General features: G+C 59.9%; 28 protein-coding genes. 14 read left to right on the plus strand and 14 right to left on the minus strand.

The features are described 5' to 3' along the window. Positions 1–124 precede the first annotated feature (124 nt). Positions 125–970, minus strand: coding sequence for an FkbM family methyltransferase (locus JYP46_RS01820; RefSeq protein ID WP_206547102.1), 846 nt, complete (start codon positions 968–970; stop codon positions 125–127). 868 nt (positions 971–1838) lie between these two features. On the opposite strand from JYP46_RS01820, the gene JYP46_RS01825 reads away from it, so the two are divergent. From JYP46_RS01825 to JYP46_RS01845, 6 genes are all read left to right on the plus strand, one after another. Further along, entirely contained in the window at positions 1839–2933 is a 1095-nt protein-coding gene (locus JYP46_RS01825; RefSeq protein WP_206547103.1) for a stealth family protein, read from the plus strand. Positions 2934–3418: 485 nt separating this feature from the next. Next, positions 3419–3886 carry a nucleoside triphosphatase NudI gene (gene nudI / locus JYP46_RS01830; RefSeq protein WP_222473811.1) on the plus strand — a complete coding sequence of 156 codons (468 nt, stop codon included), beginning with the start codon at positions 3419–3421 and terminating at the stop codon, positions 3884–3886. A gap of 1122 nt (positions 3887–5008) precedes the next feature. Beyond that, positions 5009–5812, plus strand: coding sequence for a lysozyme family protein (locus JYP46_RS01835; RefSeq protein WP_222473812.1), 804 nt, complete (start codon positions 5009–5011; stop codon positions 5810–5812). Continuing rightward, a complete protein-coding gene (locus JYP46_RS01840) occupies positions 5809–6078 on the plus strand; it encodes a hypothetical protein (RefSeq protein WP_206547104.1) in 270 nt (89 codons plus the stop codon). Before JYP46_RS01835 ends, JYP46_RS01840 begins: the two co-directional genes overlap by 4 nt. Further along, positions 5990–6235, plus strand: a complete 246-nt coding sequence (locus JYP46_RS22075; RefSeq protein ID WP_244974823.1) for a hypothetical protein — start codon at positions 5990–5992, stop codon at positions 6233–6235. The genes JYP46_RS01840 and JYP46_RS22075 overlap by 89 nt, the downstream gene beginning before the upstream one ends. Positions 6236–6247: 12 nt before the next feature. Further along, the gene (locus JYP46_RS01845) at positions 6248–6589 is read left to right on the plus strand and encodes a DUF1515 family protein (RefSeq protein ID WP_113154799.1); all 342 of its coding nucleotides are present in this window, start codon (positions 6248–6250) and stop codon (positions 6587–6589) included. 17 nt (positions 6590–6606) lie between these two features. Here the strand turns inward: JYP46_RS01845 and JYP46_RS01850 are convergent, their stop codons facing one another. From JYP46_RS01850 to JYP46_RS01865, 4 genes are read right to left on the minus strand one after another with little or no spacing between them, the layout of a single operon-like run. Beyond that, positions 6607–7032: a hypothetical protein gene (locus JYP46_RS01850; protein WP_206547105.1), complete on the minus strand. Its 426-nt coding sequence runs from the start codon at positions 7030–7032 to the stop codon at positions 6607–6609. Positions 7033–7079: 47 nt separating this feature from the next. Continuing rightward, positions 7080–7736, minus strand: a complete 657-nt coding sequence (locus JYP46_RS01855; RefSeq protein ID WP_206547106.1) for an SOS response-associated peptidase — start codon at positions 7734–7736, stop codon at positions 7080–7082. Positions 7737–7745: 9 nt separating this feature from the next. Further along, positions 7746–8012, minus strand: coding sequence for a hypothetical protein (locus JYP46_RS01860; RefSeq protein WP_206547107.1), 267 nt, complete (start codon positions 8010–8012; stop codon positions 7746–7748). A 43-nt stretch (positions 8013–8055) separates the two neighbouring features. Beyond that, positions 8056–8322, minus strand: coding sequence for a hypothetical protein (locus JYP46_RS01865; protein WP_206547445.1), 267 nt, complete (start codon positions 8320–8322; stop codon positions 8056–8058). Positions 8323–8445: 123 nt separating this feature from the next. Between JYP46_RS01865 and JYP46_RS01870 the strand changes: the two genes are divergently transcribed. From JYP46_RS01870 to JYP46_RS01895, 6 genes are all read left to right on the plus strand, one after another. Continuing rightward, on the plus strand, positions 8446–8775 hold the full coding sequence (locus JYP46_RS01870; protein ID WP_206547108.1) for a hypothetical protein: 330 nt from the start codon (positions 8446–8448) through the stop codon (positions 8773–8775). A 768-nt stretch (positions 8776–9543) separates the two neighbouring features. Beyond that, complete coding sequence (locus JYP46_RS01875; RefSeq protein ID WP_206547109.1) at positions 9544–10500, plus strand: hypothetical protein; 957 nt, start codon at positions 9544–9546, stop codon at positions 10498–10500. Between the two features lie 100 nt (positions 10501–10600). Then, positions 10601–10930 carry a hypothetical protein gene (locus JYP46_RS01880; protein ID WP_206547110.1) on the plus strand — a complete coding sequence of 110 codons (330 nt, stop codon included), beginning with the start codon at positions 10601–10603 and terminating at the stop codon, positions 10928–10930. A 487-nt stretch (positions 10931–11417) separates the two neighbouring features. Continuing rightward, positions 11418–12821, plus strand: a complete 1404-nt coding sequence (locus JYP46_RS01885) for a PTS galactitol transporter subunit IIC (RefSeq protein WP_113154259.1) — start codon at positions 11418–11420, stop codon at positions 12819–12821. A gap of 11 nt (positions 12822–12832) precedes the next feature. Next, complete coding sequence (locus JYP46_RS01890) at positions 12833–13294, plus strand: PTS sugar transporter subunit IIA (RefSeq protein WP_113154260.1); 462 nt, start codon at positions 12833–12835, stop codon at positions 13292–13294. Between the two features lie 125 nt (positions 13295–13419). Continuing rightward, the gene (locus tag JYP46_RS01895) at positions 13420–13704 is read left to right on the plus strand and encodes a PTS sugar transporter subunit IIB (protein ID WP_113154261.1); all 285 of its coding nucleotides are present in this window, start codon (positions 13420–13422) and stop codon (positions 13702–13704) included. Positions 13705–13792: 88 nt separating this feature from the next. Here JYP46_RS01895 and JYP46_RS01900 read toward each other — a convergent pair whose 3' ends face one another. From JYP46_RS01900 to JYP46_RS01940, 9 genes are all read right to left on the minus strand, one after another. Next, positions 13793–14593, minus strand: coding sequence for a glycerophosphodiester phosphodiesterase family protein (locus JYP46_RS01900; protein ID WP_206544656.1), 801 nt, complete (start codon positions 14591–14593; stop codon positions 13793–13795). A 124-nt stretch (positions 14594–14717) separates the two neighbouring features. Then, entirely contained in the window at positions 14718–15548 is an 831-nt protein-coding gene (locus tag JYP46_RS01905) for an ABC transporter permease (RefSeq protein ID WP_204360872.1), read from the minus strand. A 15-nt stretch (positions 15549–15563) separates the two neighbouring features. Beyond that, entirely contained in the window at positions 15564–16427 is an 864-nt protein-coding gene (locus JYP46_RS01910; RefSeq protein ID WP_113154263.1) for an ABC transporter permease, read from the minus strand. After that, the gene (locus JYP46_RS01915) at positions 16424–17479 is read right to left on the minus strand and encodes an ABC transporter ATP-binding protein (RefSeq protein ID WP_113154264.1); all 1056 of its coding nucleotides are present in this window, start codon (positions 17477–17479) and stop codon (positions 16424–16426) included. Before JYP46_RS01915 ends, JYP46_RS01910 begins: the two co-directional genes overlap by 4 nt. 63 nt (positions 17480–17542) lie before the next feature. Continuing rightward, positions 17543–18793 carry an extracellular solute-binding protein gene (locus JYP46_RS01920; protein WP_206544659.1) on the minus strand — a complete coding sequence of 417 codons (1251 nt, stop codon included), beginning with the start codon at positions 18791–18793 and terminating at the stop codon, positions 17543–17545. A gap of 34 nt (positions 18794–18827) precedes the next feature. Beyond that, entirely contained in the window at positions 18828–19670 is an 843-nt protein-coding gene (locus JYP46_RS01925; protein WP_113154266.1) for an inositol monophosphatase family protein, read from the minus strand. Beyond that, positions 19667–20725, minus strand: a complete 1059-nt coding sequence (locus tag JYP46_RS01930) for a LacI family DNA-binding transcriptional regulator (RefSeq protein ID WP_206547111.1) — start codon at positions 20723–20725, stop codon at positions 19667–19669. The genes JYP46_RS01925 and JYP46_RS01930 overlap by 4 nt, the downstream gene beginning before the upstream one ends. 197 nt (positions 20726–20922) lie before the next feature. Next, positions 20923–21864 (minus strand): alpha/beta fold hydrolase, encoded by a 942-nt coding sequence (locus JYP46_RS01935; RefSeq protein WP_206547112.1) that lies wholly within the window; start codon positions 21862–21864, stop codon positions 20923–20925. A 78-nt stretch (positions 21865–21942) separates the two neighbouring features. Continuing rightward, positions 21943–22581, minus strand: a complete 639-nt coding sequence (locus JYP46_RS01940; protein ID WP_206547113.1) for a class I SAM-dependent methyltransferase — start codon at positions 22579–22581, stop codon at positions 21943–21945. An 83-nt stretch (positions 22582–22664) separates the two neighbouring features. Between JYP46_RS01940 and JYP46_RS01945 the strand changes: the two genes are divergently transcribed. Both JYP46_RS01945 and JYP46_RS01950 read left to right on the plus strand, forming a co-directional pair. Beyond that, a complete protein-coding gene (locus JYP46_RS01945) occupies positions 22665–23570 on the plus strand; it encodes a LysR family transcriptional regulator (protein WP_206547114.1) in 906 nt (301 codons plus the stop codon). A 170-nt stretch (positions 23571–23740) separates the two neighbouring features. Then, positions 23741–24190, plus strand: a complete 450-nt coding sequence (locus JYP46_RS01950; protein ID WP_113154270.1) for an ion channel — start codon at positions 23741–23743, stop codon at positions 24188–24190. Positions 24191–24215 lie beyond the last annotated feature (25 nt).

Below are 24215 nucleotides of genomic sequence, written 5' to 3' on the forward strand. Positions count from 1 at the left end.
TCTAGCGCCGGAACCAATGGCGTTGGGGCGGCGCGAGGGGCTTCTTGTGCGCGGGCAGTGCTACCGGGACGTTGAGTGTAACGGCCAATACTCTTTCGGTGCCAGGTGCCATATTCCTATAATATTACGAGTTTATTGCCCTCCGGAACAACTGCCTGACACGTGACTTGAGGCCCTTTCGCTTAGCAGTTGTAATTGATTTGCGTGTCTGCGATGCGTAATGTTCCGATAGAAAGTGCCGTATTCTCGGTGTCCAGATGAGTTCACGTTTGATGTATATGACGTTGTAGAGATAGCGGGATTGATAGTCGCGAGCAAAGGGAACAAAACCTCTTGAGTAAAGATGGCGAGAAACGTCTCTTGTCAGCCATTGGCCCTCCCATAGTGGGCGGTCCTGAACTTCAACAAAGGCGACTTGAACTGCATCCATGATACCATCAGCGCCTTCAAAGACGTCTTTGTTCGCACCTTCAACGTCTACCCAAAGCGCTATACGCTTCGCTTGAACGGGCTCGAAATAGGTGTCCATACGCACAGCATCTACAGTAACGGGCTTTGACTCTTGGTCAGACGCCAAGAGAGAGCCAGAGCCGTCCGCTGACGGTCTCCCTTCTACAACCCTGACGTTGAAGGTGATTTTTCCATTCTTCGATGTAAGGGCGTTGTGTACGTAGTCTATGTTCTCGCGTTGGTTTGCCCCATCGTTCCTAAATCTGCGATACGTGTAGGGGTTAGCCTCAAAAGCTACGATCTTCGCATCGGGCAGATGTCTCCGTGCCCGCCTTGAAGAATTTGCATCTTTTGCCCCCGCTTCAATAAAAAGGTCAGCATCTAGCTCGGTGATTATTCGAAAGAATAGGCGTTCTAGCTGGTTTACTGATCTGAGGCGCTCAGGTTTCTTCGTAAGGTCATACGATGAGGCTGTAGCGAACATGGATAGATCAAGAATTTCGAGAATCTCTTCAGTCATGTATTCCCTCCTCCCCGCTTAAAGAACGCAAAAGAAGTCCTTCGCCATTGGTGGATTTTGCGGGCGAGGCGATGATTGCAGAAGGGGAAGGTGTTTGGGAAGAGAGATTCGCCTTACTTCCATATGGTGCGAAACGCACCGTTTCGTGCAGCAATCCCCGGAGGCCGGGCGCTCGCTGCGTTGGTTCTGCTTCTGTCTGTCTGCCTGGGGAGGGCGGAGGGACGCCGACGAGCGGGTGCGTTCTCAAAAAAACTGCCGGTGGCTCAGGGGCCTATTCTGCTTTGCGGTTCAAATACTCGTCAGCTCTCACGCTTCAAGACAGACGCCAACGGTAACATGACTGCCGCGCTGATCGCGCCCAGCATGAAGCAGTACAGCAGCGCTTTATCAAGTTGGTTCACCGGCGTCGACTTATGGGAGTTTGCTAAAGGCAAATCATGGCTGTGAGCGCCGACGAGCGAGTGCGTTTTAATCTACGTCTTGAGGCTTGGGGACCCAGGGCAAAGATCTTCGCCCGCCGGCTGCGCCAAGATAGCCGCATGGTGTCAACGCACCATTGGTGTGATCACGTAATGCCCAGGCTGAGTTTGCAGAAAAATCCCCGCCGAATGTTCGTTGAGTGGGGCTCTATTCGGCGGGGCAGAGGGGGGAGTCTCTGCGCCTGCGGGCGCAATCCTCTGGAGTTATATCGGCGGGCGTCAGTATCGTAAGGACGGAGTTGGCGGAAGTACAGGATGGGCGGAAATCGCCTGACCCGAGTAGGATGGTTGCTGCATAAAAGTGGATGTGTGATTGCAGTCGCTGATAGCGTTGCCTTATTAAATAACTCATGTCAGAACCCGCTTGAATTGCTAGCAAAGGCCCCCGTGTGTTCAAGAAAATTGCAAAGCGCATCGCCCACCCGTCTGTCGCTCGCGTAGGCGACTATCTTGTAAAACGAGTGACACAGGGCGCTGTAACCAGGCAGAGCGCACGTCTGTATACGCGCGGGCTGCGGGCAATCGAAACTGGTATGTTCACTCCCCAGTTCCCAGTGGACGTTGTATATACATGGGTGGATCGTAGCGACCCCAAGTTCGATGAGTCATTCCGACTTCATCTTCCCGCTGGCGAAATGGTTCCCCATTCGACGCCAGACCGGTTCACCGATCACGATGAACTGAAGTATTCGCTGCGCTCCCTTGAGACTTTCGCGCCTTGGGTGCGCAAGGTGTTTATCGTAACAAATGGGCAGCGCCCTGCTTGGCTAGCCGATAACCCAAAGATTGAGGTGGTGAGTCATGCGCAGATTCTGGATGAGCAATATTTGCCTACGTTCAACTCCCATGTGATTGAATCTGCGTTGCATCGCATACCGAGCCTTGCTGAGCATTATATCTATATGAACGATGACGTGATGTTTCTCCGCAAAAGCACCCTATGTGACGCCTTCACTGAGACGGGGCATGCATACGGGTTCATCTCATGGCGGGGGGTGTCAAAGGGGCCACCCGCTGTGTGGGAGAATGCAAATGATTGGGCTACGAAGAACGCCCGTGATCTTCTCTACGATCAGTATGGGGTCTATTTTGAAAGGCGCTTCCGTCACCAGTTCCATCCTCAGCGGAAATCGGTGGCAGAAGAATGCGAGAAGTTGTTTTCAGGCCGTTATCATGAGTTCCGGCAAAACAAATTTCGCCAGAAAAATGATCTTCTAACGACCAGCTTCATGCACCAGTATGTGGGCTACATGATGGGTGAATTTCTATTCACCCATCTGGATGGCTACTTTGTGCGCATAAGAGAAGCGAGTGCAGACGCGCATTACGCCAAGATCATGGCAGATATGGAAAAAGGAAACGTTCGACTCTCGGGTTGCTTCAATGACTATCTTCCAGAAGGGCGTCAGAATGTTGCATATGCGGAGAAATTAAAGGAATTTCTGGGCAGAATTTTCCCGGAAAAGTCTGCATTCGAAATCTGAACGAGCCCATATCAAGGCTGCCCACAGTTCTCCTATTCGCCTCAGATTTAAACTAGGCTATGGCAGCTTACATCCACTCGTCTTCGGTTGTGTCATCCAATTCACTTGTAGCGTCGTCGCTCCGTGACCGCATAAACGCAACAGCTATAGCTATGCCGCTTATGATGCCGAGAAAATACCAGATCAACTCCCACATTGGTTTGCCCCTCCCGTCAGGTCATTGTTTTATTATGGATTGTATCGTGTCGTAAACTCGTGACTTTGTCCCTTGGAGCCTGTGACCTGCTCGCCGGTATGGTCCAATAGAGCTCAGGCCTCAGTAGGAGTGAGCGCCGACGAGCGAGGGCGTTCTAATACACGTCCTAAGCTAGGGGCTTCAAGGGCGATTAATCTCGCTCGTTGGCCTGTGTCGGGTTCTGGAAGAGGCAGGCGGCGTGGGTTGCTTGGCGAGGTATCCTGTCATTGCCTGTGCGTGGGAAACGGATATGTTGCTCGCGCAAGAAAGATGGATCGAGAGAGCAATGCGCCAAAGAATTATTGTTTGTCCGTTGATCGAGAATGAAGGCGCGTACCTTCTTTGCAAGATGCCCAGTGATCGTGGCGTCTTCCCCGGTCAATGGGCGCTTTCAGGTGGTGGCTTGGAGCAAGGCGAGAGCATTTCCGCTGGGCTGCTTCGAGAGATCGCTGAAGAATTAGGGTCCGAGCTGGCGATCGAGCACGTGCAGCCTTGGACATTCCGCGACGATGTAAGGACGAAGACCTATCCTGACGGCACATCCGAACAGATTTATATGATCTATCTGATTTTTGACTGCAGGGCGGCCAATCGTAACGTCTCAATCAACGACGAATTCGAGGACTTTGCGTGGGTTCTACCCAGCGATCTTGGGCAGTACGATCTTAATGAGGCGACGCGTGTCACTCTCGCGTCGAAAGGCTTGATAAACTCGTAGTGCGCCACTTCGAGTCTATGGCGACACTGTCTCCACTACCTGCCTAATGGTGCGCTTTCTGCCGGTCCAGGCTTGGTGTGTGCTTTTAGACAAACATCGAAACTCAGGTGCGAAAAATCCCCGCCGAACGCATAGTGAGTTGGGGCTCAGTTCGGCGGGGCAGAGGAGGCTGTAACATGCTGGATGCTTGCTCACCATCTGACTACGTGTAGTCGTGGGTTAGCTAGCGACCGGAAGGTATGTCCTAAGCCTGATCGATTGAATGGTGCTTTAGCACACCTGCGGAAAGGCGTAAAAGGCGCTGGCAGGTGGATAGGGTAAAAGCCCCCGCCTATCTCTCAGAAGAGCCCCAGATTCTTCAACCTGCCAGCTGAACAAGTCTACCGGCGAAATCTGAACGAGTGGTTGCCGTCACGGTGGGCGGCAAGATCGCTTCGGGAAGAGCATGCCAGCGCGCGGGGCTTGTTGGGTTAAGCGGGTGGGCTTTATGCCCGAACATTACGCGCGCTGGCGAAGCCAGTCTCAGCTCAAATCGTTGCTGGTTGGTAAACACCGGCAGCCCATCAGCGGTGCTGGCGGGCAAACCTCGGATTGGGGAAGGCTTTTCGCTCCGAACGTGGGGCGTTCTAAGCGCCCGCCAGCACGGATAGCGTAATTCAATCACCCAAATGTGGAAATCCCCCTGCAGGCTGACGTTGGGAAGCGCTTGCCTGCAGGGAGCGGCGGTGACCTCGTAGAGGTCCGAGCTTAGTTATCAATGACTCTTGTCGTCGTGAAGCACTGCTGGCGTCGTCGCGGCGTAATGGCGCGGTGGGAACGAGCATCTACGGTCAGAGCTACGATATGGACCGAAGTCACTCGGGTGCTGGCGGGGACTTGCGAGGGTAGGTCGTGCTGTCTCCGGTCAGGGGATGAGCGGATATCCCGCCAGCACAAGAAGAAATAGGGCGATGCCCAGCAAAGAAAAGCCTCTGCCAGCTCGAATGGGTGGAGGTCGTCGCCGGCAGAGGCGTAGTGACTACCTGCCAGCAGGCGTAAACCGGTCCGAGGTTTCGCCGACAAGTAGCCGACCCCGGGTAGGGTAACTCCACACTATCACTGATATCCGAAGAGGAAAATCCAATGGACCGCACCGTGCCCGCAGGCGCGGCGCTGCTGCTTGCGTTCGTCTATGAGACGGAAACGAGCCGCACGCCGCCTGAATGCTATGAAGTGATCTACGCGCACCGGCAGGATCGCTTGCCGAAGCCACTCACGCGCATGACCGTTGACGAGGTGATCGCCGCACAGCGCACCTGGTCGCGCCATCATGGTTCCTCGGCCGCCGGCGCGCCGCAGTTCATCCGTAAGACGCTGATGGGGCTCAAAGAGGAACTTGGCCTGCGCGGGTCTCAGGTGTTTGACAGCGACCTTCAGGACCGGCTTGCCTATCATCTCCTGATCCGGCGCGGTTATCACCAGTTCATCAATGGCGAGATCGATCGCACCGAGTTCGGCCGGCGCCTCGCTGGCGAATGGGCGTCTTTTCCTGTGCTGGATGCCACGCGCGGCGCGAAACGACATGTACGCAGGGGAGAAAGCTATTATGTCGGCGATGGCCTCAACAACTCGCTGGTCTCGCCTGAGAAGGTCGAAGCGGTGCTCGACCGGGTGAAGGCCGTTGCCAAAGGTCAGTTGCCTGTTGTCGAGAAGCCTGTGGTGAAAGACCCTGAAAACCTCGATAAGCCGCTGACCAAATCGAAGACGGTCTGGCAGTGGGCTATCACCTCGATCATCGTCCCGGTGCTGGCCGTTTTTGATGACTGGCGGGTTCAGCTTGCCATCGTTCTGATCGTGGCCGGCTTTGCAGTCTACGCGATCAAGCGGCGGCGCGACATCGCGAAGATGTATCGCTCGATGAAGGCCGAAATGGAGCGCGGGGCATGACCTGGCTCGGCATCATCTCCAAAGCACTGCTCTCGCCGCTGGGGAAGGTGCTGGCTGCAATTCTGGCAGTCTCCGTCATGGCTGGTGGAATTTATCTCTACGGCCACCAGCGGGGTCGCATGGCCGAACAGGCGGTATTCGCACAATGGACCAACCAACAGAATGAGGATGCAGGCAATGCGGCTGAAGACTGGCGCGCTCGCTATCGCCGCTGCGCTGAGCGTGGCGGGGTGTTCGACTACGAAACCGGTTCCTGTCACGAGTGACGGCCTGCGCGATGTGGTCGGCACGTCATTGATCGGCGCGCGCGGCGCGACTGCGGACGATCAGCGAAAGATTGACGAGACGGCAGCTGGCCTCTGCGGCAGCGGTGTCTGGTCTCAAACCGAATGCGCCCGCCATGGGCGAGAGACGCAGGACTGAGGGCAGCGGCGAATGTCAGAAGCGAGTGTTGAGCGGACCCTTGGTCAAATCCTTGGAGAGCTGAAGGGCATCGATGACCGCTTGATGCGCGCGGATGACAGCCGCGCCGTGGTGCATCGCCGTTTGGATGAGGTCAGTAACCGGCTGTCGCACCTCGAGGGCGAGGCGGAGACGACGAAGGCCAAGGTCGATCAGATGCAATCTGTAACCGATGATGTCGTCAGGCTCAGGTCGCAGGCTCAAGGCGCGGGCACTGCGGGCCGTTGGTTGATCCGCCTAGGCATCGGCATTGTTGGGTTCGCCGGCTGGCTGGTCGGAATCTACACCTGGCTGACAGGGCGGCCCCCGCCATAGCTCTCTCCGAAGTATTGCTAACGTTGTTGAGAATCGATGTTTGGTAAACAGCCTAGTGCGTCCATAATTTCCTTGATGTCGGATCCTTTGGTGAGTGCTGTTCCTTCTGAAACAAAGTCAGCATACTTTACTGCCAGAGCGTCGCAGGTGGTGTCGCTCGTGACGATACGGGGCAACGTGCCGGTTCTTGCCCATTCTTCAAACTCGCTGTCTGGAATTTCAATGCCGGTGAATTTTGCGAGAGAGCGGAGGGCGAATTTACGACCCGGGATGGAGGTTTCTGTATTCTCTCCTTGAAGGATGGAGAGGGATACCTGAACCATTTCGATATCCAATTCTCTGTCTTTGTTCATGTACCCAAACGCGCCAGTCGATATGGTCGCAATCGCTCCGACTGCGGCGCCGGCTATGCTGGCTAGGATGGTAGATTTTAGTTCGCTCAAGGTTTTGCTCCGTTGGTATTACTAGCTCAGCTTCTCAGGGCTATTAGTTATTTTAGTAAGTCCGGCGCATCAACGATCATAAGCTTGTTATCGGGCAGGGGGCGTTGAAGCTTCTTCGCTTCCTCCCACGGCTCTGTAAGCCATGCGGTCATTTCGGCTTCTGTGGTGAGGATCACCGGCATTGCCTTCTTGTGCACCGGCTCGACCACGTTGTTGGGCTCGGTGGTCAGGAAGCCATAGACCTCATGGTCCTCTGGTTCCTCACGGGCCATGCGCTTGCCGTGCCACGGCGTCCAGAGGCCGGCGAAGACGAACAGGGGCCTATCCTCACTCAGTGCAAACCATGCATTCGGCGTCCGCTTATCGCCTTCCTTCCTGCCGGCAGGGTCGGGCTCGGCGAAGCTCGTGACCGGCACAAGGCAGCGGCTTTCAGGCGAGAGCCATTTGCGCCAGTGGATGGATGACGTGTTGCGTATGTTTGTGACGCCGCTGTCGTGCTTTCCCTTGATGAACATGGGCGGTGTCGGCATGCCCCAACGGGCGCGGACCATTTCCCGCTCTCCATCATCTCCCACGCGAATGATCGGCGCATAGCGGTTCGGATAGACCTGCAGGGACGGCTCGTTGAAGGCGTATTCCCGCGTTGTCTTGATGAAGTTGCGGATCGCCTGGCGTGTCGTCGTCATATTGTAGAGGTTGCACATTGGTCGGGATCACCTCGGCCATTGATTTATGACCATGATGGTATTGCCACGGGCGTTTTGGCAACTGCTGCAGCGCAGGCGCTTCTCCAGATCGATCGCTGTTGCGTCCCGGCCGTAGCGCCGCTCAAGCGCGTGGCGGTCCAGCTCGGATATTGACTTGCAGTGCCGGCAGATCGCGCCAAGCGCATAGTAGGGCTGAATGTCCTTCAGTCGGATCTGGCCGTCGCGTGTGAAGAAAACGACCTCGGACAGGTGGAGTGGTTTGAACTGGCGCATCTGGCGGCTCCGAAAAACATGTGCCGCACCGTTGTTTCCTTCATCAGCGCGCCGCCCCAGCGCGCACAAATCCCCAGCTGACAGACCGCTCCAGCGCTTCCACGCGCCCGGTGAGATAATCCCGCTCTCCCAGGAGCGCGATGACCGCCTCGCGCGGATCGCCGCCGCAGGCTTCAATGATAGCCTCGGCCGCCGGCTCATAGGGATCGGGTTCGCCATCTGCATTTCTGGATGCGTGCTGCGGATGCGGCGGGCGTCGGCAATGCTCGCGCCCGCCGCCATCCGTCTTGAGGGCGGTTTCACTGGTCATTCTTTTCTCCATCAGAAGCGTAGATTGTAATCCAATCGCCCTTGACGAGTCTAGAGTTTGTTCCACATTTGTTCCGGTTGCGCATGCGGCGACGTGACGGGTGAAATTGAGAAGGAGCAGACGATGTCACGTCGCAAAGGAGAGCCTACCGGGGCTCAGATTGATCGCGCTCACCCGCATCAGGTGGCGCTCCCGGAAGATCGGGTAATGGGAGCCAACTACGATGTCGTTCACGGCTTCTGCAAAGGCCTGTCGGTCCATCGCCGGACGCAATCCGTCTATGCCCAATGGGCCGAACCCGGAGGCGGTTACTTCATCATCTTCTGCTTTGCTGAGAAGGAGGACGCGGAGCGCTTCGCAGCCGAGTTTGAGGGCATTCCATTCGATCCGAAGCGAGATAGGGGGAAGGGGGATCGGAAGCGGTTTTGGGACGTTGCGCCGACCGACTCCTAGTGACCGAGGATTGGACGAAGCGTTTCAGTCATGACAGAAACCTGACAGAAACACCGGAACATACCGTGAAGTTTCTGTCGAGTTCCTTGTTGAAAATCCACGTTTTGCGCGGTTTCTCTGTCCATTCACGCCCTTGGCAGGGGAGAGGTCGAGCGTTCGAGTCTCTCCGGCAGCGCCGGTTTTCACCCAGAACGTTAAAGCACCAGTCCCTTCGGTTTCCACAGGAACACCGTAAGCGCACGCTGCCTTACGGCGTAGCGTTCGCGTGTGGTGGCTTACTTGTTCATAAGCCGCGCGGTGCGGATTTTGAGAATCATCGGCGACGGGCGAGCCATGTCGGTGTTTTGTTACCGCACAGCTTTGCGTGTCGGAGTTCGGTCCAGTCTCCGGGGCTTAATTCGAGGTGTTCATGATCCGGGCAGGCCATTGGGAGAGTCCCGAAGACTCTCACGGTGGCAGGCGTCGAATGCGTAGTGCGTTTTCCAATGCGTAACACTGCTGGCCAGCGCATGAATTGCCATGCCTGCCACGGCAACTCGAACAGTCATGCCAACTTTGTGGCACGCAGCACGCCGATATCGATACGCACCGTTTACGCCGGGCAGCCCTGCTGCCTGTTTGTCGCGACGGTTGAAACAATGACAGGAGAGGATGGTGCCTGGCTCAGACGCCGGCGCCGCAATTGCTCTCGAAACTTGCGAAAAGCGAGAGATGATGCTGCAGAAAAAAAATACCAATGAAGCTGGGGCTCGGGCGACAGGAAAAGAGGTGGCGCTGACCAGGGAGACCTCGAGCGAAAAGCAGGCGAATGACGAGCGCCTTCTCGCCCTGGAGCGCCTTCTTGAGAATCCGGAGTTTCGAGCGTCCGACCGCAACAAGCGGTTTCTGCGTTTCGTGGTCGAGGAAACGGTGGCAGGGCGCGCCGACAGGATCAAGGCTTTCACCATTGCAGTCGATGTGTTCGGGCGCGACGCCAATTTCGATGCAACCGTCGATCCCATCGTCCGCATTGCCGCCGGGCAATTGCGCAAGTCGCTCAGGGAGTATTATGCCGAGGCCGGGCAGGGCGATGTCGTCCAGATTGCCATTCCGCTCGGCGCCTATGTTCCAACATTCGACAAGCGCTCATCGACATCCGCCTTCATGAGCAATCTGTCCCGGGGCTTCAACAAAGGCCCCTCTCTGGTCGCCGGTGCAGCACTGCTTGCCGCAGCGGCTCTAGCCGTGTCGACATATGCACCGGTCTGGCTCGGGCAGCCGGGCAAATCCGGAGGTGGCGGCGCTGTCCTGTTGCTAGACAGCGCTCGTGCAAATCCTTCCAGTGCGGACGCCACCCAACTCGCGAACATGCTGAACGACGCGCTGTGGCTGAAGGTCGGCCGGAAGGAGGGAATTCGCTCGGTCGGGGTGCGTCCGGAGGAAAAGCTCGATGCGGTGAGCGCCCGCGTTCGCGAGACATATGGAGCAGGCAGCAATGTTTATGAGCTGCTGACCAGTGTGCAGGTCGAGTCCGATGAAGTTCGGATCTACTGGCACCTGCTGGATTCGGACTCGCGTGAAGTGCAGGTTTCCTCCCGGATGGAAGAATTGCTGGTTCCCGACGCGAAGGGGGATCTGGCCGACGCCATCGCGTCGCGGGTCGCGGCATCCCTGTTTGGGTATGAAGGTGTGCTCGCCCATTATCAGGCAGGGGCGAGGGTCGCCGCGCGCAGCCCGGAAGAATAGGCGGAGCAAGATCAGGCCGCGTCTCTCTTGCGGACTTGCAGAGAGGCACGGCCGCTTTCTATCGCCGACCTTTTCTTTTCACTGGCTCCTGCGGAGTGGCGTGAGACTGTTCAGCAAAAGCGAGCCTCTCGAACGCAAAGAACGCACCGGAAGGAGCGTGATCCTTCGGCGCGATGCCTGCATTCGTGCCGGCAAGGCAGGAGAGTGCGCCAGGGTCCTGACCCTAGCCCTGAAGTTTCAGCCGGAGACGCTTGATGCGCTCTTTCATGACGAGCTTCGGTCCGAAAAAGGGGTGATTGCGTTTGCAGTCCTGGAGAAGGTCGAGGTCAACCGGCCCCTGCCGCACCATCAGAATATCCACTTCCGCACTGGAGTGGCCCTGTTGCGCCATCTCATCGAGAAGCACTTCAATGGAATGGTGGTCGGTTAGCGGTTTTGCGGGCACTTTCGGACCCCTGGATCAGGCAGCCGTACGAGGCGGTTGCGCTTTTGAGAAATTGGGTCCCAAAGCCTCGCCGACACTTCCAGGAAGTGAGGCAAGACTTTGGGAGAGGCCGGCCCGGGGGGCGGGAGGGCCGGCTTTGGCGGCACACTTCGCACGCGGTGCGAAGTGAATTCTCAAGGCTGATTTACGGAGGTGGCGCGGGCGTTGCCGCATGGGAGGTCAGAAAGGGTATTTCATGTTGAAAGAGCTGCATCGCCCCGTCCATTCCGTGTATTCATCTTGTGATTGAAATATGCGACGGAGTGCAGCTTATGCGGAAATCACAGGGCGCATTTTTTCCGGAAAAACGCATTTTGGGGCCGGGAATCCCCGATTGACAGCCGGCTGAGGTCAAGTCATAAACTTACGTCTATTTAGATAAACAAATGTTCTTTCCGGGAATGGTTATGAACAGTGTTTCAGGGGGAGGAAAATGGACGCATTTCTGAGCGGCCTCAAAACGGCCGTGGACACACTCGGCGCAACGGTTCTGTTGCCCATCGTCATCTTTGTCATCGCCGTTGTTCTGGGGGCCAAGGTCGGCAAGGCGTTTCGCGCTGCCGTCACCATCGGCGTGGCTTTCATCGGCATCAATCTCGTGCTCGGCCTCATGCTGGGCTCCATCGGGGATGTTGCGCAGGCCATCGTCACCAACACGGGTATCCAGCGCGATATCGTTGATGTGGGCTGGCCTTCGGCTGCCGCAATCGCGTTTGGTTCGTCGGTCGGTCTCTGGGTCATTCCCATCGGCATCGCCGTCAACATCGTGCTGCTTCTCACGCGCATGACCCGCACGCTGAATGTCGACGTCTGGAATTTCTGGCACTTCGCGTTCATCGGTTCGCTCGCCGTCGCCGCCACGGGCAGCCTCGGCTACGGCCTCGTCATCACCGCGCTGATGGCCGCCCTGTCGCTGCTCTTCGCCGACTGGTCGGCGCGTGCGGTGCAGAAATTCTACGGCATTCCCGGCGTTTCGGTGCCGCATCTGGCATCCGCGCAGATCCTGCCGATCGCCATCGTCGTGAACTGGATCATCGAGCGCATCCCGGGTGTCAACAAGATCAACATCTCGACCGAAACCATCGAGCGCCGCTTCGGCGTGTTCGGCGAGCCGGTCGTTCTGGGTCTGGTCATCGGCCTCGTGCTCGGCGCCATCGGCTATTACAATGCCGGCGATTTCGGCACGGTTCTCTCCAAGGTTCTGCAGACGGGCATGACGCTCGCCGCCGTGATGCTGCTTCTGCCGCGCATGGTGAAGATCCTGATGGAGGGCCTGCTGCCGGTTTCGGAAGCCGCACAGGAATTCGTGCGCAAGCGCACGGGCGACCGCGAACTGCTGGTCGGTCTCGATTCGGCGATCCTCATCGGCCACCCGGCCGCGATCTCGTCGTCGCTCATCCTGGTGCCCATCGCCATCGCCCTTTCGGTGATCCTGCCGGGCAACCGCGTGATCCTGTTCGCCGACCTTGCGGTCATTCCGTTCATCGTCGCGATGGCGGCGCCGCTCATGCGCGGCAATGTGTTCCGCATGGTCATCGTCGGCACGGTTACGCTGGCCGTCGGCTTCTACGTGGCCAATGCGCTTGCGCCGCTTTTCACCAGCGCAGCAATCGATTCCGGCTTCGAGATGCCCGAGAACGCGGTCCAGATCACCTCGGTGGTCGACGGCTTCCTGTGGATCTCCTACGTGGTCATCGCAGCGATCCGCGATCTCGGCGTTGCCGGGCTGGGTCTGCTTGCCGCGCTCATCGCGGCGTGCTTCTGGCTCTACCGCCGCAACACGCAGGCCTGGGAACGGGCTGCTGGTGCGGAAGACGACACTGCACAGGAAGGCTAATAGGTTAGTGAATGGCTGAAGCCCTTATGAACCACATCGATCCCGAGGCGATTGTCCTCGGGGTCGACACCGACAGCCGCGAGGCTGTCATCCGACTGCTGGCGGAAAAACTTCAGGCTGCCGGTTATGTGAAGGACAGTTTTGCCGATGCGGTTCTCGCCCGCGAAGCCTCGATGCCGACCGGTCTGCCGCTCGGCCACGCGGTGAATGTCGCGGTGCCGCACACGGATCCGGAGCATGTTCTGAAGCCGGGCATCGCGCTGGCGACGCTCAAGAAGCCGGTCGCCTTCGCCAATATGGAAGACCCGGACGAGCCGGTCGAGGTGGGCCTGGTTTTCCTGATGGCGCTCAACGACAAGGATCGCCAGATCGAGATGCTTCAGGAAATCATGGCGACGATCCAGAGCGAAGAGGCTATTTCTGGCCTCATGCAGGCATCGTCGGTCGATGATGTCGCTGCGGTTTTGAAGTAAGGCAGTTCCAGGAGAACGGGAACCGGTTTCCCTTCCGGAACTGTTTTGAGAAAAAGTCCCTGAACCGCATCATCGTCTCCATGACGCGATGATGCGGTTCAGACTCCATTGGTAGGGAGAAGTCCATGAGCAAGAAAACCGTTCTTTTCGCCTGCGGCACCGGCATCGCCACCTCCACGGTGGTCGCGAATGCCGTGACCGAGGCCATGAAGGAGCGCGGCATCACCATCGAGCCGCGCCAGTGCAAGGCAACGGAAGTCCGTTCGGAACTTACCGGCGTCGATCTGATCGTTTCCACCACGCAGTTACCGTCGGATCTCGACGTGCCGTCCATCGTGACGCTCGCCTTCCTGACGGGCATGGGCAAGGCCGAGGCGCTCGACAAGATCGAAGGCGAGCTGCGCAAGTAAAGCGCGCGCGCTTCCAGAATATGAAAAAGGCCCGCAGCCGATCCGGTTGCGGGCCTTTTTCATGTGTGTCGCCAGAAGGCAGAGCGCCTTAGCTGTTTTCCTCGACGAAACGGCGCAGCCATGCCACGTCATCGCCCGACAGCGTGTCGATCAGGCGCTCGGCAAAGGCGGTCTTCAGCGTTTCGGTCCAGTCGAGCCCTTCGCGCAGCGCTGCCTCGAATTTCTTCGGTGCATAGGCGTGGCAGCGAATGGCGATGCCTTCCGCCTTCAGGCGGCGCGCATCGTCCAGATCGAAGACGGCCAGGTCGATGCAAAGCTCGTCGAGATTGGCAGACTTCACCACGGCAAGCGGGTCGCCATAGCGCTCATGGGCGATGCCGCCGGTCAGGATGCCCGGAATCTCTTCCTTGATGCGCTTGAGGCTCGCATGGTCGAAGGAGATCATCATCATGCGTTCGAGGTTTGCCGGGTCGGCGGCGATCTTCTTCAGTTCGCGGATATAGCCGTCGAGGTCGACCTTCTCCTTGACCTCGATTTCCAGACCCATGTCGAGCTCACGGGCAAGCATCAGGAAATCGGTCAGGGTGGGAATGCGCTCACCGGCAAACTCCGGTCCGAACCAGGAACCGGCGTCGAGTTTTGCGATTTCCGCCGCCGTCAGGGTGCGGGCCGGGCCTGTGCCGTCGCTGGTGCGGTCGACCGAGAGATCGTGCAGCACGATGATCTCGCCATCGCTGGTCAGAACCGTGTCGATCTCGCAGCTGCGGCCGCCCTCGGCGTGGCAGGAGCGCAATGCTGCGAAGGTGTTTTCGGGCGCGGCGATGGAGTTGCCGCGATGGCCGCAAAGGTGCAGCGGGCCGGTTTCACCGATGTGGAAGGAGAATGCCATGATTGAATGTCCTTGTTGGCGTTCGAGCATCGGACCGAAAAGTGGAATCCGGTTTTCGGCTTGTTCCGATGCTCCATAAGAAGCCCAGATCGTCATTTGTGCGTCCGGTTTGACGCGCGGCGATCTAGAGTTTTCCGAGGCCCGCAGCCATCACGTCTTCCTTCATCAGCCGTTCGGCGATGAAGAAGATGATCAGCATGGGCACCAGAAGCAGGAAGGTGACGGCAGCGGCGGTCGGCAGAACCAGGATCTCGCCGCCCAGATAGCTCCACAGGCGCACGGCCAGCGTCTGCACCTTGGGCGCACCGACCATGAAGCTTTTCTCGAACTCCTCGAACGAGGCGATGAAGTTCAAGAGGCCGCCGGCAAGAAAGCCGGGCCAGGCGAGCGGCAGCGCAATCCGCATCACCGCAACACGGGGTGCCGCACCCAGCGTGCGGGCCGCGAGGATCAGCTCGTTGGGAATGCCCTCGAGCGTCGCCGTGAGAATGCGGATCATCAGCGGCAGCGTGCCGACGGTCTGCACCAGAATGATGCCCTGCACCGTGCCGGCAAGCCCCATGCCGAAGAAGATCTCGCCAAGGCTGACGGCCACGACGATGCCCGGCACGATCATCGGGGCCAGCACGAACACCTCGACCGCGCGCTTCAGGCGGAAGGGAAACTGCGCCAGCGCCCAGGCCGTGGGAAAGGCGAGCGTTGCGGTGAGCAGCGTCACCACGGTCGAGACGAAGAAGCTGAGCAGGGCGGAGGGCAGGATGTGCCGGTCCGACAGCACGTCGCCCCACGCCGAAAGCGAGAAGGAGCGGGGAATGATGTCGGGCGGAAACCAGCCCACTGCCGGATCATAGAAGGCCCAGAGCGCAATCACGCCGAGCGGCAGGAACAGCGTCAGGAAAAGATAGCCGTAAAGGCCGAGGGAAACCCAGAGCTGGGTGCGTTGGGAATGTCTCATGCTGATCGCCATGGTTCAGGCTCCCGCGCGCTTTTGCGCGTCCGACTGGCTGAGCGAGCCGATGATTGCGTAGTAGGTGAGGAGCACGCCCACGGCGACGATGCTGAGCAGCGTTCCCATCGCGTAGACGAGCGGCCAGTTCCCCTTGGTGAAGCCCTCCGTGTACATGTGCACGCTGAGCGGCAGCGGATAGCTGGGACCAAGCAGGTTCGGCACGACAAAGGAGCCGAGCGAACTGATGAAGGTCAGCAGAACGGCGGCGGTGATGCCGGGCTGCGCCAGCGGCAGCTGGATGCGCCACAGAATGGTGAGGCGGCTTGCGCCAAGGGTGCGGGCGGCGGAGAGCACATCCTTGCTGATCGCGGCCATGGAGCCGGAAATGATCAGCGTCATGAACGGGATGTTCTTCCACGACGAGGCGATGATCGCGCCAAGGCCCCATTCGTCGCGCACCAGCCGCGGCAGGGTGATGCCGAGCGGGGTCAGGATGCGGCTTGCCATGCCGCCACGGTCCAGCATGACGAGCACGAGAAACGCGGCCACGATGCCGGGAACCACCAGCGGAATGCGGTAGAGCGAGCCGAAGAATTTGCGGCTCGTCTCATTGGCCTGCATCAGGGCCGAAAGCGGCAACGCGATGAGCAGGCTGAGCGCGGTCGGCGCGATGGCGAGCCAGACGGAAAAGCGCAGGCCATCCAGATAGACCGGCGTGGTCAAAAGCGTGATCCACGGGTCGAGCGTGAAACCTGCCGCATCGGCCCCGCGCCCGGAAAAGCTGTTTACCACCACGCGCACGAGCGGCATGCCGAAGAACACGAGGAGATAGCCAACGCCCGGCAGCAGGCACAGAAGGATCGTTGTCAGGCGAACCGGCTTCATGCCATCGCCTCCACAGGCTCGAACGTCTTCAGAAGGTGAAGGGCCGGCGGCGGGGTGAGCTTGACCGGCTGGCCGGTGGCCAGAATGTCGGACTGCCCGCCCGCGGTGATGACGCGCAGTTCCTGCCCGGCGGCGGATACCCAGTAATGGGTGGATGCGCCCAGGAACATGGACTGTTCGACCACGCCATCGGCCTCGCCGCTGGCGGCGTCGATGCCGATGTCCTCGGGGCGGATCGCGATGCCTTCCGAGGCGCGTTCGGCCGGGTTTTCGATCTTGCGCACCGCACCCCAGGGCAGGCGGCACTCGCTGCCGGAAATGTCGGCCTCGATGACGTTGGTGAGGCCGAGAAACTCGGCGGTGAAGCGGAAGCGCGGGCGGCGGTAGAGGTCGACAGGCGTGCCGCGTTCGACAATCTCGCCATCCTTCATCACCACGATCTCGTCGGCCAGCGCCATGGCTTCCGACTGGTCGTGCGTGACGTAGATCGACGTGGTGCCCAGCTTGCGCTGCATGGTGCGCAGGTCTTCGCGCAGACTGTCGCGCAGCTTGGCGTCGAGATTGGAAAGCGGCTCGTCGAACAGGAGCACATCCGGCTCGATGACGATGGCGCGCGCCAGCGCCACACGCTGCTGCTGGCCGCCGGAAAGCTGGCGCGGCAGTCGGCGGGCATGCTGGCCAAGGCCGACCAGCTCAAGCGCGGCAGCCACGCGGGTGGCGATTTCGGGCTTTGCGACATTGCGCATTTCGAGCCCGAACGCGACGTTCTTTTCCACGCTCATATGCGGGAACAGGGCGTAGGTCTGGAAGACCATGCCGAAATTGCGGTTCTCCGGCGCAAGCGCGTCGATGCGCTTGTCGGCGAGCCAGATTTCGCCCGTGGTCGGGTCGGTGATGCCCGCGATGGAACGCAAGAGAGTGGTCTTGCCGCAGCCCGATGGGCCCAGAAGCGTGACGAAGCGGCCGGCCGGCACTTCAAGGTCGATCCCTTTCAGTGCGCGGGTGTTGTCGAACTGCTTGGTCAAGCGGCGAATGGAAAGTGTCGTGTCCATGACGATGCATCCTGACGCATGGGCGGCGCCGCGAGGCAGCGCCGCCCGAATGGTGTGCGAAGGTTAGTTGGTGGCGCGCAGCAGGTTGGCGACGATGTAGTCGCGCATGGCTGCACGAAGCGGCGCGGGCAGGCTGGGAAGCGCGCGCTCGGCGAACTCGTTGGTCGGGATCAGGCGTGCGGCCTGCTCTTCGGTGAAGCTCTTGCCCGGATCGATGTCCGTGCGTGCCGAACGCGACCCGTTGACGCCAAGCTTCTCGAGCTGGATGTCATGCTGGCTCATGAAGTCGAGGAACAGCAGGGCCGCCGCCGGATGCTCGCTGCCGACCGGCAGGAACATGCCGTCGCCGCCGCCCACCTGGCCGGATTCGATGATCTGCTGACGCACGGTCGGCGGCAGGAGGCCGCGGCCGATGAAGTCATAGGCCATGTCTTCCCATGCGGTGCCGATCGCGCCCGCGCCATTGGCGACGAGGTTCAGCGTGTCGGAGTTGCCATTGGTGATCTCGGCAACCGGGATGAGCTTCTTGTAGTAATCCCAGACCGGGTTCAGGCACGCGCCCTCGACATAGGCCTTGGCTTCGTCCTCGGTCATGGAGAAGTTGGAGAACTCGGCGCGGCAGTCATCGCCTTCCACCTTGGCGTAGGCGACGGACTGCATGAAGCCGTTGCCCGAACCGCCGCCGGCCGGCGAGGTGACGACGAACTTGCCCGGATTTGCTTCCGCCCAGGCGAGCAGAGCGTCGGCGGTCGTCGGCACGTCATCGCCCGAAACGGTGCGCGTGTCATAGATGATGCTGGTCTGGTTGCGGTGGAAAGGCACATAGGCGCCGCCGTGGTCCACGCCGCCGGAAACCCGCGCGATGTCCTGATTGAAGCCATCCGCATTCGGCAGAAGATCGGCGAGCGGCACGTTGGCCATGACATTCTCGCGCAGGAGCAGGCCGGTCGTGCTGGAGCCGACGAAGTAGACGTCAGCCGGCGCGGCCACACCCGAATTGTTGGCGGCGATGAGCTGCTGCACGGCAGCTTCGTTGTTGCCGCGAATGTAGTTCACCGTGATGCCGTATTCTTCCTCGAACGCCGGCAGAAGGCGGTCGGTGAAGAGCGGGCCGAAAGAGTTGGTGAAGTCGAAGAAAGTCAGCTTGCCTTCTTCCTTGGCCTGGGGAACGATGACGTCATAGAAATTTTCAGACGTCAGCTCGGCCAGTTCGAAGCCCGGCTGGATGTTGAATTCTTCCGACCCGATGGGCGTGACCGCATAGGCGGCGGTGCTCATGAGGGTGGCGGCGATTGCAGCAGTGAGAGCCTTCATTGGTGTCTTCTCCGCAAGGGGTTGAGGGCGCGACCTAGGTCGCGGCTTCTCCGGCACTCCGCGTGTCATTTTGCCGATGCTGCGGGGTGCCGGATTCCATCGCTGGCAGGATTGCCAGCAATCTTTCTGCCGTTGCCGGCGAGGCGGCGAAGACCGGAGCGCCATGCTCCAGACCATTCGCGCCCAGATAATCTTTTGTGACAGCGCCGGCCGTGGCGGCGATGAACAGGCCGCCCACGGCGTCCCAGGGGTTCATGTGCGGCTCGACATAGGCGTCGAGGCGACCGGCGGCGACATGGGCCAGGCACAGCGCGCCCGCGCCGAGGCGACGGAACTCCACATCGTGGTCGCTGAGCGCTGCGACGCAGTTCCGGTAAAGCTCCGGCTCGTGCCGGCCCGAAAAGCCGAGGCCGACCACCGCATCCACCATGCTGTCATTGCGCGAGCAGGCGATGGGCGTGTCGCCAAGGCGCGCGCCATGTTCTTCGTCTGCCCAGAAAAGCTCGTCCGTTACCGGATCGAACACCCAGGCGGCGATGGGCTGGCCGTCCTTCAAAAGCGCGAGCGAGACGCAGAAATAGGAAAGGCGACGGGCGAAGTTCACCGTGCCGTCGATGGGGTCGGCAAGCCAGGTGTAGCCCTTGGCCACGGCCTTGCCGCCCAGCTCCTCGCCGATGATCGCGTCTTCCGGAAACGCTTCGAGAATGGCCGCGCGCAGCATGCGCTCGACCGCGAAATCGGCTTCCGTCACCACGTCGCCCGGGCCCTTGCTGTCTGTTTTCAGATCGGGCGCGCGGAAATAGTCGAGCGCGATGCGGCCCGCCTTTTCTGCAAGCGTCTTACCAAGGGCGAGGCGGGAGGGGGCATTCAGGGTCATTCTGTCTTTCCGGCAGTCATGCGTGTGATGAGTTTGGGTTTGCAGTGGATGAGGCGGGCGCGCGGCTCGCTCTCTTCCTGTGGTTGCTGGTCTTCCGCCTGACCGCCCGAATGCCCATCGCCATGGACGTCCACATGGGCGATCAGGCGGCGCATCATTTCCTCGAGCGGCTGCTCGAAGGTGGTGAGGCGATAGGGCGGCCAGTCGGCGGCGGGCAGGTTGTCAAAGCCGATGAGCGCGATGTCGTCGGGGATCGAACGGTGGCCGCGCAGGCCATCCAGAAACCCGAGCGCCATGGCGTCGTTGGTGGCGAAGACGGCGTCGGGCTGTTCGTTGCCCGGCAGGGCGAGCAGACGCTCTGCGCAGGCGCGGCCTGCCTCGGTGGACATGGCGTCATTGTTCCAGATGGCGGCGTGCAGCCCCACTTCGCGCGCGGCCTCGGAAAAACCTTCGGCGCGCAGCGAGGGCGCCCAGCTTCCCTGCGGACCGCCCAGAACCAGAAGCCGCCTGCGGCCTTCTTCAACAAAGAGCCCGGCTGCCATGCGCCCGCCAAGCGGATTGTCGGTGGCGACGGAAAAGCCCTTTTCATGATTGGCCGGGCGGTTAAGCGCGACCAGAAACTGGCCTTTCTCGATGATCGCGGCGGCGCGGTTTTCGCGCACGACACCGGCGGTCACGATGACGCCGCGCGCCCGCCAGCTCAGCGCCTCTTCAAGCAGCCGGTCAACTTCTGCGTCGCTCTCGGCATAAAAGAGAAGTGGTTTCAGATGCCATTCCTGAATGGCCTTCAGAAGCCGCGAGAGAACCTGCGCGCGCCAGTCAAAATTGAGGCGGGTGGTGATGACGGCGACCAGCGGGGCGTCGCCCGTGACCATGGAGCGGGCAAGCGCATTGGGCTGCCAGCCAACCTGTTCAGCCGCCTTCAGGATGCGTTCGCGGGTTTCCGGCGCAATGCGGCCATTGCCGGTGAAGGCGCGGCTGACCAGCGCCTGCGATACATTTGCCACGCGCGCCACGTCATGGGAGGTTGCCGTGCCGGATTTGCGCCGCGACATCGCTCAGCCCTCCACCGGTGTGGAGGCGGTACTACGTATTACCAGGGCTGAAATGAAGAACGCGCTGACCATGGGGGCGGACCGTCGTTTGAGTGAACGCGATCCGAATAGCCGGCTCAGATGACAGCCACGCTACGCAAGCATGTCAGTTTGCTGACAGCGCTGTGCAAAACGGGAAAGGGGGATGGAGGAGGGTTTTAAAGCCGCTGCTCGACTTCCGTTTTCAGGGTGTTCAGGTCGTGCGTCTGGCCGGCGAGTTTTTCGATGGCGGCAACCACCAGATCCGTCGCGTGATAATCGGGCTTGTGGCCAAGCCCTTCCACGCGCAGCAGTTCCGCGCTGGGCAGGTCGCGGGCGAGGGCCTCTGAATGAATGTCGGGCGAGACCACATCGTCTATTGCACCGGTGATGATGACGGATGGCGTCTTGATGGTGCGGTAGCGGGCGTGGGTGCGTTCGGTCCAGGCAAGCAGGGCGCATATTTCGCGGGCATTGTGCCGGAACGCTGCCGGCTCAATTGCTTCATGGGCGCGGGTGGCGTGCAGATAGTCGTCCGGCATCGGGTTGGGCGCAAAGACGCCGCGCGCGGCGCTGCCGATCGAAAGCCGTCCGGCCAGCGGCACGATGAGCCTGCTGAACAGGCTGCCCAGATGCGGGTTTCCGGCTGCGTGATAATACCAGGCAATCCCGCCCGGCCACGGATAGAGAGCCGGCGAAAGAAAGACGGTTCCAAGGAGCCTGTCCGGGTGGTTCAGCGCCATGGCGGCAGCGACCGCACCGCCATAGGAATGGCCGACCATGATTGCTTTCTCGATGCCGCGTGCGGTCATCAGCGCCGCAATTGCTTCGGCCTGTCCGTCCGGCAGGATGAGGCTTTCCGGCCCGCAGTCGGATTTTCCGTGGCCGGGCCGGTCGATGAAGAGAAGGCGTGTGCGCCCTTCGAGCGCAGTGCGGAAAGAATAGAGCGGGTCGAGCAGGCTGGCGCTCGCCCCGTGGATGAAGACGACGGGCGGAAGGTCGGCGTTGTCAGCGCCCAGATGCAGGCTGTTCAGCCTGTAACCGCCAATGTCCGTGCGGACACCGCGATCCGGGTCTGATCCCGCCGTGTTCTGGCTGTCGGTCTTGTGCACAAGGTTCATGATCGCCGGCCCCGCCACACTCTCTCAAACGGGATGGTTAGCCGGTTGGGGGCGGGTGGTCCAGAAATAAGCCCTGTTCTAAAGCCTGCGCCCCACGATGAAGGGCCGGGCGTCGCGGCCGTTAGATGCATGATAGGCGCATTCGATGACCTCGAAGCCGGCCCTTTTCAGCAGCTTATTGACCTCCGCAGCAGACAGGAAGTCCACATGCGGGGCCTTGCCAACCATCTGCATGAGCGGCACGACAACGCGAAAGACCGGGTTCATGTCTTTGAGGCACGGCGTCTTGGTGAGGAGGAGCCCGCCCGGTTTCAGCGCCTGGCGGATGTTGCCCAGCGCGCGGCTGCTGTCTTCCAGAAGATGCAGGACATTGAAGCCAAGCACGGCGTCGAAGCTTTCCGCCGGCCAGTCCGCGCTTTCAGGAGCGGCCACCTCGAATGTCACATTCCCGATGCCTTCGCTGTGGGCCTTCTCACGCGCAATCGCGATCATCTCGCTGGAAATGTCGGTCGCCAGCAGGCTTTCAACCGAAGGCGCGAGTTTGAGCGCCGTGGTGCCCGTGCCGCAACCGAATTCCAGCACCCGGTCGCCAGGCCGCAGATAATGGCGCACACGCTCCAGCGTCCGTTCATATCCACCCATGTCTGAAATGGGGTCGCTGGCGTATTTGCGTGCGATGCGATCCCAAAAACGCGCATTGTCGGCAGTGCGAAACATGATCGTCTCCTTTGGCGCGTTCCCTATCATATGCGCAAAAATTGAAAATTGCGGAACACTGCAGATCCAATATACATATTTGCATGACGAATATTGACTGGAACCGCGCCCGCGCCTTTCTCGCCACGGCGGAGACAGGCTCTCTTTCCGCTGCGGCCCGTGAATTGGGGCTCACGCAGCCGACGCTTTCCAGACAGGTTGCGCAGCTTGAGGCGGATCTGGGCGTCACCCTGTTCGAGCGGGTCGGCAAGAAGCTGGTTCTGACGGAAACGGGCGAAAGCCTGCTGGAGCATGTGCGCGCCATGGGCGAGGCCGCGCTCGCCATGCGTGTCGCCGCCTCGGGGCGGGCGGAAGAGGTGGCCGGGCGTGTCAGCATTTCAGCGACCGACACCTATGCCGCCTATATCCTGCCCGAAATCATGGAGCGCATTCGCCGTGAAGCGCCGCAGATCACCATTGCCGTCATCTCAAGCGACAGTCTGAGCGATCTGCGGCGGCGGGAGGCGGATATCGCGATCCGTCATGTGCGGCCGCAAGAGGATGGCCTGATCGGGCGGCTCGTCTGTGAAAGCACGGCGCATTTTTATGCTTCCGAGAGCTGGGTTGCCGCACATGGTCATCCCGGTGCGGTGTCAGGCATCGCGCCGCACGAGTTCGTCGGCTACGAAGATGCGGAGCGTTTCGCCGCATTCCTGAGGGGCGTGGGAGCCGAGATTGGCGCGGAGGATTTTCGGCTGGTCTCAAAGAACTCGGTGGTCATCTGGGAGCTGGTGCGGCGCGGGCAGGGCGTCAGCCTGATGAGCCGCGAGATCGCCGAGCGCGCCTCTGGCATCGTCGAGCTGTTCCCTGCGCTTGAGGCCGTGCGCTTTCCGGTCTGGCTCGTCACCCACCGCGAACTGCGCACCAGCAAACGCATCCGGCTTGTCTATGACATTCTGGCGCAGGAACTGGAGCGCATCACGCGCGAAGCCAGAAAATCAGCCGGTTAAACGCCTGCCGGAAACGCCTGAAAGCCGGTGGTCCCGGGGTGATTTTCGGGGAAATCAGTGCGCCGGCTGTTACTTTCCCATGGAATTCACTTGAAATTCTTATTCTATGAATAATAACATATAGATGGGTTATATTGATGGTTGTATTTTAATATAAGGTATTTCAATCCATGGTTTTTGATTTTACGGTCGGTTTTATCGTCAGCCTCATTTCGATGTTCATCCATCTTTTGGCGACGATCATCATCGCCAAGGTGGTTTATGCGCTGAAGTCGGATTTTGATGAAAAAGGGAACCTGTTTTTATCGTTCTCCCTGACGATCATGTATTTGATTCTTTCGGTCGCGCTGTTTGCATCCGTCACGGTTTGGGGGCTGCTCTTCTATTGGCTCGGCCTGGTCGATAATTTCGGCAATGGCTTCTATTCCGCGCTGGTCAGCTACACCACGCTCGGCTTCGGCGACGCCTCCCAGATGAGCGAAACCCGGCTTGTCGGTCCGATGGCGGCGGCCAGCGGCATTCTCATGTTCAGCTGGGCTGCGGCCGTGCTGATCTACGTCCTCCAGGCGCATCTGCCCTATTTCATCACCAAGAAAGACACGACGCCTTCAAAGAGCTGAGTCGATCTTCGCTTGAACTGTCTCC

The sequence above is a fragment of the Nitratireductor aquimarinus genome (assembly GCF_017255295.1).
In the GTDB taxonomy this organism is placed as follows: Bacteria; Pseudomonadota; Alphaproteobacteria; order Rhizobiales; family Rhizobiaceae; genus Nitratireductor; species Nitratireductor aquimarinus.

Coding starts and splice junctions, on each gene's coding strand:
- JYP46_RS01865 (WP_206547445.1), bottom strand. CDS start 8,322: ATGACCAGTGAAACCGCCCTCAAGACGGATGGCGGCGGGCGCGAGCAT.
- JYP46_RS01940 (WP_206547113.1), bottom strand. CDS start 22,581: ATGTTTCGCACTGCCGACAATGCGCGTTTTTGGGATCGCATCGCACGC.
- JYP46_RS01910 (WP_113154263.1), bottom strand. CDS start 16,427: ATGAAGCCGGTTCGCCTGACAACGATCCTTCTGTGCCTGCTGCCGGGC.
- JYP46_RS01860 (WP_206547107.1), bottom strand. CDS start 8,012: ATGCGCCAGTTCAAACCACTCCACCTGTCCGAGGTCGTTTTCTTCACA.
- JYP46_RS01820 (WP_206547102.1), bottom strand. CDS start 970: ATGACTGAAGAGATTCTCGAAATTCTTGATCTATCCATGTTCGCTACA.
- JYP46_RS01855 (WP_206547106.1), bottom strand. CDS start 7,736: ATGTGCAACCTCTACAATATGACGACGACACGCCAGGCGATCCGCAAC.
- JYP46_RS01920 (WP_206544659.1), bottom strand. CDS start 18,793: ATGAAGGCTCTCACTGCTGCAATCGCCGCCACCCTCATGAGCACCGCC.
- JYP46_RS01915 (WP_113154264.1), bottom strand. CDS start 17,479: ATGGACACGACACTTTCCATTCGCCGCTTGACCAAGCAGTTCGACAAC.
- JYP46_RS01935 (WP_206547112.1), bottom strand. CDS start 21,864: ATGAACCTTGTGCACAAGACCGACAGCCAGAACACGGCGGGATCAGAC.
- nudI (WP_222473811.1), top strand. CDS start 3,419: ATGTTGCTCGCGCAAGAAAGATGGATCGAGAGAGCAATGCGCCAAAGA.
- JYP46_RS01840 (WP_206547104.1), top strand. CDS start 5,809: ATGACCTGGCTCGGCATCATCTCCAAAGCACTGCTCTCGCCGCTGGGG.
- JYP46_RS01945 (WP_206547114.1), top strand. CDS start 22,665: ATGACGAATATTGACTGGAACCGCGCCCGCGCCTTTCTCGCCACGGCG.
- JYP46_RS01885 (WP_113154259.1), top strand. CDS start 11,418: ATGGACGCATTTCTGAGCGGCCTCAAAACGGCCGTGGACACACTCGGC.
- JYP46_RS01905 (WP_204360872.1), bottom strand. CDS start 15,548: ATGAGACATTCCCAACGCACCCAGCTCTGGGTTTCCCTCGGCCTTTAC.
- JYP46_RS01895 (WP_113154261.1), top strand. CDS start 13,420: ATGAGCAAGAAAACCGTTCTTTTCGCCTGCGGCACCGGCATCGCCACC.
- JYP46_RS01890 (WP_113154260.1), top strand. CDS start 12,833: ATGGCTGAAGCCCTTATGAACCACATCGATCCCGAGGCGATTGTCCTC.
- JYP46_RS01925 (WP_113154266.1), bottom strand. CDS start 19,670: ATGACCCTGAATGCCCCCTCCCGCCTCGCCCTTGGTAAGACGCTTGCA.
- JYP46_RS01845 (WP_113154799.1), top strand. CDS start 6,248: ATGTCAGAAGCGAGTGTTGAGCGGACCCTTGGTCAAATCCTTGGAGAG.
- JYP46_RS01900 (WP_206544656.1), bottom strand. CDS start 14,593: ATGGCATTCTCCTTCCACATCGGTGAAACCGGCCCGCTGCACCTTTGC.
- JYP46_RS22075 (WP_244974823.1), top strand. CDS start 5,990: ATGCGGCTGAAGACTGGCGCGCTCGCTATCGCCGCTGCGCTGAGCGTG.
- JYP46_RS01950 (WP_113154270.1), top strand. CDS start 23,741: ATGGTTTTTGATTTTACGGTCGGTTTTATCGTCAGCCTCATTTCGATG.
- JYP46_RS01870 (WP_206547108.1), top strand. CDS start 8,446: ATGTCACGTCGCAAAGGAGAGCCTACCGGGGCTCAGATTGATCGCGCT.
- JYP46_RS01835 (WP_222473812.1), top strand. CDS start 5,009: ATGGACCGCACCGTGCCCGCAGGCGCGGCGCTGCTGCTTGCGTTCGTC.
- JYP46_RS01930 (WP_206547111.1), bottom strand. CDS start 20,725: ATGTCGCGGCGCAAATCCGGCACGGCAACCTCCCATGACGTGGCGCGC.